The 7,250-nt window shown below is 36.0% G+C and carries 7 protein-coding genes and 1 pseudogene; 2 read left to right on the top strand and 6 right to left on the bottom strand.

What is annotated here, in order from left to right:
• Positions 1–302: 302 nt before the first annotated feature.
• Positions 303–482: a transposase domain-containing protein gene (locus tag VKY50_RS12205; RefSeq protein ID WP_324302097.1), complete on the top strand. Its 180-nt coding sequence runs from the start codon at positions 303–305 to the stop codon at positions 480–482.
• A gap of 217 nt (positions 483–699) precedes the next feature.
• Here the strand turns inward: VKY50_RS12205 and VKY50_RS12200 are convergent, their stop codons facing one another.
• From VKY50_RS12200 to VKY50_RS12185, 4 genes and pseudogenes are all read right to left on the bottom strand, one after another.
• Entirely contained in the window at positions 700–1,059 is a 360-nt protein-coding gene (locus tag VKY50_RS12200; RefSeq protein ID WP_324302098.1) for a DUF4180 domain-containing protein, read from the bottom strand.
• Positions 1,060–1,164: 105 nt separating this feature from the next.
• Entirely contained in the window at positions 1,165–1,377 is a 213-nt protein-coding gene (locus tag VKY50_RS12195; protein WP_324302096.1) for a hypothetical protein, read from the bottom strand.
• A 289-nt stretch (positions 1,378–1,666) separates the two neighbouring features.
• Positions 1,667–1,882 carry a heavy-metal-associated domain-containing protein gene (locus VKY50_RS12190; protein WP_324302095.1) on the bottom strand — a complete coding sequence of 72 codons (216 nt, stop codon included), beginning with the start codon at positions 1,880–1,882 and terminating at the stop codon, positions 1,667–1,669.
• A 42-nt stretch (positions 1,883–1,924) separates the two neighbouring features.
• Positions 1,925–4,336, bottom strand: a pseudogene (locus VKY50_RS12185) (heavy metal translocating P-type ATPase).
• A 696-nt stretch (positions 4,337–5,032) separates the two neighbouring features.
• Here VKY50_RS12185 and VKY50_RS12180 point away from each other — a divergent pair.
• On the top strand, positions 5,033–6,010 hold the full coding sequence (locus VKY50_RS12180) for a mechanosensitive ion channel family protein (protein ID WP_324302094.1): 978 nt from the start codon (positions 5,033–5,035) through the stop codon (positions 6,008–6,010).
• A 70-nt stretch (positions 6,011–6,080) separates the two neighbouring features.
• Here VKY50_RS12180 and VKY50_RS12175 read toward each other — a convergent pair whose 3' ends face one another.
• Positions 6,081–6,437, bottom strand: coding sequence for a Rieske 2Fe-2S domain-containing protein (locus tag VKY50_RS12175; RefSeq protein WP_324302093.1), 357 nt, complete (start codon positions 6,435–6,437; stop codon positions 6,081–6,083).
• Positions 6,438–6,976: 539 nt separating this feature from the next.
• On the bottom strand, positions 6,977–7,250 hold a 274-nt coding region (locus tag VKY50_RS12170), incomplete at its 5' end, for an FAD-dependent oxidoreductase (RefSeq protein ID WP_324302092.1).

The following is a 7,250-nucleotide window of genomic DNA, read 5'->3' as shown; positions in this document are numbered from 1 at the left end:
CTCAATGATTTAGGTTCAATAAAAAATATTGGAAGTGCGCATAGTACTTTTGTAATGGGAGTTATAAAACACGAATACGCTGTGCCACTTTAGTGGGGATAATTCTGAATTCTCAAAATCATATGGGCTATTCCAAATCCTAAAATAACCTTTATAAAACTATCGGATCGGAAGCCAAAAAGTGCCAGACTTCCATCTTTAAATCCCGAATATATCGAAATTAGACCTTCAGCAATATTGTAAACTATCGTAAATACTGCTAGGCCAAAAGCTATTTTGTATAGATTTCGAGAAAAAACTTCTTGTTCTGTGGCTCCCACAGAGCTGCGCAGCATGCGGCCATATTTTTATCTTTCTTTGGGAGCTGTAAACTCCATGGGGTAAACCCTCGAGTTTGGCTTGAAGAAACGCTTTCCAATATTAAAGAGTACAAAATAAATGACCTTGAGGAATTATTGCCAGGATACCAGAATGAATCTTGATTGTTAAAATTAATTTCATTTATCGAGGCACTAAGTTAAGGGTGTAGTTGCTCGGACGGATACAAATAAATGTCTTGTGTTACGGGAAATTTTGCAAGTAAAAAAGGTTTAATGTTTACCGACCATTTTTGTTTTGTTCTGTCGTCACGTAATTCAATTTTTCCACTCGGTATTTCTACCATAAGTTCGTTTAAAGTAGTTCTTAATATATCTGTATTCATTGTGACAATACTTTTATTGCTTCCGATTGAGAAGTTACAAAGTTAACTTGCCTGCCGTTGTTGCTTTCATAAATGAAGTCGTTAATACTTTTACCCGTATGTTTTGAGAAGTCGCCAACGATTGCCAATCGAACACGATAGTTAGAGAATTTTTGAAGTATTTCGCCTGCCATTCCGTTTTTCAAGTCAAAAAAGTCAGGTGTGATATTTTTTTCGTGAGTTATAATTTTGTCGAAGCCTTGATAATACAAATTCCCTAACAAGTCTAAACCGTCCGAAGCATTTTTTATGATACTGTCTGTCGAAATTACTTCTGCAATTTTTATGTCGTTTATATTGTGAGTTTCAATTTCCATTTTATTTGTCAGTCGTTTTTTTGCACGGTCGCTGTTACAATGACCGCTAATAATTTTTCTGTTCAACTCTTATCCGTTATAGATTTAATGTTTCCGTCTTCAAATTCAAATTCGGATTTTCCTTGTAGATTCAGGGTATCCCCCCATTTTAAGACCGCTGTTTGGCAAATCAACCGCTAAGGTCGCTTTATAGTCAATTTTTATGGTAACCTGTAAATCATCAAATTCCCAAGACTCAATACTTTGTTCTCTTTGCGTAAAATATTGCTTTGCTGATTCGGCTTGTTTCTTAAATTCAATTATTCCTACAGTTTGCAAATTCACATTCCCATTTGAAGCATTTATTTTTTAGATAAATTTTTGGTCATGCCGTCTATGTCAAAATCGTTATACGACTTTACGTAGTTTTCAATAATCTTTTTTTGTTGCTCTTTCATAGTGTTGGTTCTAATTTGCTCTTGCCAAAAAATGTTCCGAAACGCCACTCTGATTTAATCATCCAATCCTTTTGCGTCGAGTATTTGCTGATAATATTTTTCAATTCTTGCTTCCCTTGTTTTAGATTGTTTGGCTTGATTGAATTTAAAATCATATAAATGGATCAAACTCAAAAGGGCTCTGCCTTAAAACCTTTACTTTTGACAATCGCTATAACCTGACCCTCTGTAATTCCTTTAGATTCTACTGTCAGTATTTTATCGGGACTGTCAGTATCCACTTCCCATTTGGATATCCCTACAGAGCTATCCAAATCTGGTTGAACTTTGGACACACAGCCACCGCAGTTAAGGGTTGTTTTAAATTTAAGCTCTTTAACTTTCATAATTTTAAATTTTAAAATAATATAATTTATTTTATTAACATGTTATTCTCTCCATTTAAGCCGTAAGCTATTGCTCACAACACTAATACTACTGAGCGCCATGGCAGCTCCAGCAATCATCGGATTAAGCACGAATCCATTAATTGGATATAATATACCAGCAGCGATAGGAATACCAATCACATTATAAATAAATGCCCAGAAAAGGTTTTATTTAATGGTAGCGACTGTCTGTTTTGATAAACGGATGGCCTGCCCTACCTTAGTGAGATCCGAAGAAATAATGGTCATTTTGGCCACTTCCATTGCAATATCACTTCCTTTCCCCATAGCGATACTCACGTCAGAGGTTGCAAGTGCAGTACTATCGTTAATTCCATCCCCAACCATGGCTACTACTTTCCCTTTACTTTGTAACTCTCTTACAAATTCTGCCTTTTGTTGGGGTAAAACCTCTGCTTTATAATGATTGATTCCAGTTTGGTGGGCAATAGCTCTTGCCGTGGTTTCATTATCTCCTGTGAGCATATAAAGATCAATATTCATCGCTTGTAGTTCTTTTATAGCCCGAACTGAAGTTTTCTTTATCTGATCAGCGATCGCCACAACTGCTAGTGCCTGCTTGCTATTGGAAAACCAAACGACAGTCTTAGAAAGTTTACTCCACTGGTCAGCATGTTGTTGGAGTGTTTCTGGAATAGTAACCTTATTTTCTGTTAACAGTTTCTTGTTTCCAACGTAATAGGTTTGATACTCAAAATCAGCTCGCACCCCCTTCCCAGTAATACTTTCGAAATCGGAAATTGTAACAGCAGGAACCTCCGATAAGTATTGAACTACTGCATCCGCTAAAGGATGTTCTGATTGTCTTTCTATGCTCATCAGAATACCTTTTGTTGAGTCATCTCCCTCTAACCAGGCAATATCGGTAACCTCAGGTCTCCCTTGAGTAATTGTTCCCGTCTTATCCAATATAATAGCATCAACATTTTTGGTGAGCTCCAAACTCTCAGCATCCTTAATAAGTATACCGCTCTCAGCCCCCTTACCCACACCAACCATAATTGCCGTAGGAGTAGCTAGCCCTAATGCACAAGGACATGCAATAACCAATACCGTAACGGCAGCCAATAATCCGTGTACAAGCCCGCTTTCGCCACCTAATATAACCCAAAGTAAAAGGGTAACAATTGCAATTCCGATCACTAATGGAACGAAAATACGAGCGATCTTATCCACCAACCTCTGAACAGGAGCTTTACTACCTTGTGCATCCTGGACCATTTTAATAATCAGGGCAAGCATGGTCTGTTTACCCACTTTTTCCGCCTTAAACTGAAAACTCCCTTTTTGATTGATGGTTCCAGCATAAACCTTTTCATTTTCCTTCTTCAATACAGGAACTGGCTCTCCCCTTAACATGCTTTCGTCGACATAGGAATTTCCAGAAATTACCATCCCATCAACAGCGATCTTTTCTCCTGGTTTTACCAAAACCACATCCCCTACTTCTACATCTTCAATTGGAGTACGCAATTCAGAACCATCATCTTGTAGCACTATAACTGATTTTGGTTGTAAGCCTATTAATTTTTTAATAGCAGTAGAAGTATTTCCTTTCGCTTTTTCTTCTAATAATCTTCCCAATAAAATGAAGGCAATAATCACCGAAGCAGCTTCAAAATATACGTGCGCCTCTAACCCTCTTTGAATCCAGAAATCAGCGAACAGCATATTAAATACACTAAAGGCATAAGCGATCCCTGTGCTCAAAGCAACCAAGGTGTCCATATTTGCGGAACGATGCTTCGCTTGCTTCCACGCATTAATAAAAAAGTCCCTTCCTAGCCATAACACTACTGGGGTCGAGAATGCCCACATAATTTCACTACCATAAGGTACGTCCATAAAGAACATCCCAATTAAAAACACAGGAAACGATAATATCACCGCCCAAGTGGTTTTGAATTTTAGTTTTTTAAATTTTTTTTGATGAATCTCTTCCAAAGTTTCTGATTGAGAACTTTCCTCTTCAATTAATAAATCATAACCTGCTCCCTGCACTGCCTTTTTCAATTTATAAGGATCAGTCATACTTGGAAGGTATTCAACAACAAGATTTCCAGTACCATAGTTTACTGAGGCATTTACCACCCCTGTTTGAAACTTTACAACATTTTCAGCACTTGCTGCACAAGAGGCACAAGTCATTTCCAAAACAGGAAAAGTTCCTTTAGCTGTGGTTACACCAAAACCAAGATCTATTATTGCCTTCACGGCATTTGTTACCACCTCATTATCACTAACTGTGATGGCTGCCCTGCTATTATTAACCTCCACTTTATGACTCTCAATGCCCTTCACCCTAGAAAGTCCCTTCTCAACAAGCATCGCACAGTGCTCATTATCTACATTTTCAAGAGGAAGATAAATTATTTCTTTATTTGTTGCCATAACTCAATTCCATTAGAACACATTACAAAGTTGACCATAATTAAGATATAAAGTGTTATAGTTTTATGTAATTGATTTGTAAAATTTCTTGAATACATCTTAAAGGAATCTTAAGTATTACGGTTAATTAAATGGTAGCATCTACTTCCGTTGAAGATTTACCTTAAAGGTAATGTTCTGTGCTGTAATCTTTACTCCACTTAGTTGTAAATTGCTATTTTGAATCCAAAACAAAAAAATAGTTATTTACCTTAGGAAGATAGGTACAAACCGTTTGAGTTATTTTAAGTATAAGACAAAATAGCAGTTGCTAGGTTTGAAACCCTAAGTTAATAACCCTATTTTTGTCCAAGTTAAATCAGAAGCAATTTTCAATAGATTATGGTTTCCAATAGTTTCACGAATTATTTTTACGATTTTTTCAAAGATTTAGGAATGAATGATAACATGGCAATATTCCTTCATCTTGTAATAAGTCTTGCCCTATTATTAATAGTTACCTTTCTATTGAGTAGAATATTTCGTTTAATTCTCATCAACTCCCTAAAGACTATTTCTAAAAGAACAAAAACGGAATTTGATGATTATCTCTTGAAACATAATTTTTTCTCCAATTTATCGTATCTCCTTCTCCTATTTGTGATAAAAGCTTTTATTCCTGTAATTTTTACAAGTTTCGCAGATTATATACCAAAGATGGAAACTTTTATGGATGTTCTAATTGTTGTAATAACAATCTGGACTTTACGCAGCTTACTTAAAACATTTAATGGTTACTTAAAAACTTTTGATCGTCTAAAGGATAAACCTATTGATAGTTATATTCAGGTATTCATGATATTTACCTGGTTAATTGGGTTTGTTCTTGTGCTTTCAATCATCACAGGAGAAACGCCTTGGGAGTTCATAACAGCCCTTGGTGCATTATCTGCGATCATACTGCTTATTTTTAAAGATTCAATCTTAGGATTTGTCGCCAGTATTCAAGTAGCAGCCAATGACACAGTTCGTATAGGAGATTGGATAACGATGCAAAAGTTTAATACCGATGGTTTTGTTCAAAAGATCAATTTAAACACTGTTTTAGTCCAAAACTGGGATAAAACAATCACTTCTATCCCTACCTATTACCTAAATACTGAGCCCTTCACGAACTGGAGAGGTATGGAAGACTCTGGAGGGCGTAGGATTAAAAGGTCGGTATTTATAAGGGCATCATCTGTACGATTTTTAACTCCACAAGAAATCGACGAACTGGAAAATATTACAATTCTTAAAAATTACATTCAAAATTGGAAAGAAAATGTTGGTAAAAAAAGAGTGGAAGATTCTAAGCAAAAATCATTCTATACAAATGAGCGAAACCTTACTAACATTGGAGTTTACCGTACCTACATCAATCTATACCTAAGGCAAAGAACAGACATCCATCAGGAGAACTTTATACTAATTTGTAGGCAACTACCATCGACACCTCAGGGTATCCCATTAGAGGTTTATGCCTTCTCGAAGTATGTGAATTTCTTGGATATAGAACCACAAAAAGCTGATATTTTTGATCATCTATTCGCAGTGGTACCATTGTTTTCTTTGGAGGTCTTTGAATATCCTAGCGGTGAGGATGGTCGATCTAAACAATTACCTTCTATATACAATTTAGGAACAAATAGTTAGAGGGTTTTATTTTTCTAAGGCATTCCAAATACATCCGATTCATCAAATACCCATTAATCATATATTAATTTCAAGAACGACAACTGCTTCTTACACAATTTAATTTTTTTGATGGGTTTAAAGCTGAACCTTCAATGATTTCTCCATCAACATTAAATCTTGTTCCATGACACGGGCAATCACAAGTGCTTTCTAATTCATTCCAATGAATTACACAGCCAAGATGCGTGCATACAGCAGAGATCATTTTAGGCTCCCCTTGAGTGGGCATGTATACCGCTACCCGTTTCCCTTCTCTTTTTATCACCTCACCCTTTCCTTTTGGAATATTCAAAATATCTTGATCGTCATGTTTAAAAACCCCATCTTTTACAAGCTGCTGAGTTACATTTAGATTTTCTTTAAAGAACCTCTTAGCAGATTGCATTAATAGAACACGAGAAGGCTTAAAAGTTTCTATTTAAGAATCAGGTTTCCCCTTGATGATATTTGCTATAATGGTCAAGGCTCAGGTACCATAAATTAGGCCATCTGTTGAGAATCCCGTGGCTATAATCTCATTTTATTCATTACTTTTTCTTCCTATATATGATAAATAATCGGCTGGTTCATAATTCTGGCCACTCCATTGATAGGTAATTTCTTCCACATAAAATATCTTTTTAAGAAACCTTGTTAACTCATCTACGCACTTTATATTATCACCTTTTTGTCCAACTCTATGAGCTTTATCAATGGCCTTAATATGAAGTTTACCAAATCTGGAGTAGGTTCTAAAAGAATATTTTTCAATATTGTAATAGCACCAAAAGATACCATCTAAACATACACAGCCTTATCTTTTAGAATTGCAGCGACTCCATACTCTCTATAATGACCTAAAAAAGAATGATAGGTAAATTGCTTGCCTTTAGGTGTATGTGTAGCGCATATAACAAATTTTGCCTTAACCACCCTTGAAGGTGTCTAAATAGCATAATAGTCATTGACTTTCTTTATGCTATGTACCCGAGTGCGCTCGTAAATCGTACAGGTATTCCTCTCTTGCACCTCTAAAGCGAGCCCTTGGGTATATAATAATGGATTAAACTGGGCTGGTTCATACTCAGGAATGGGGAGATAGAATGGGGCTTGCCGTTGAATTTCAAAAGCTGAAATATTGAGTTTCTTATCAAGTTCTAATTCATCACTAATATTCAAGGATGCGGATGATTCCTCCCCGAAAATAAATATTGGTTGT

This window comes from Galbibacter sp. (genome assembly GCF_035306585.1).
GTDB lineage: Bacteria > Bacteroidota > Bacteroidia > Flavobacteriales > Flavobacteriaceae > Galbibacter.
This window is presented reverse-complemented; position numbering and strand designations above follow the sequence as displayed.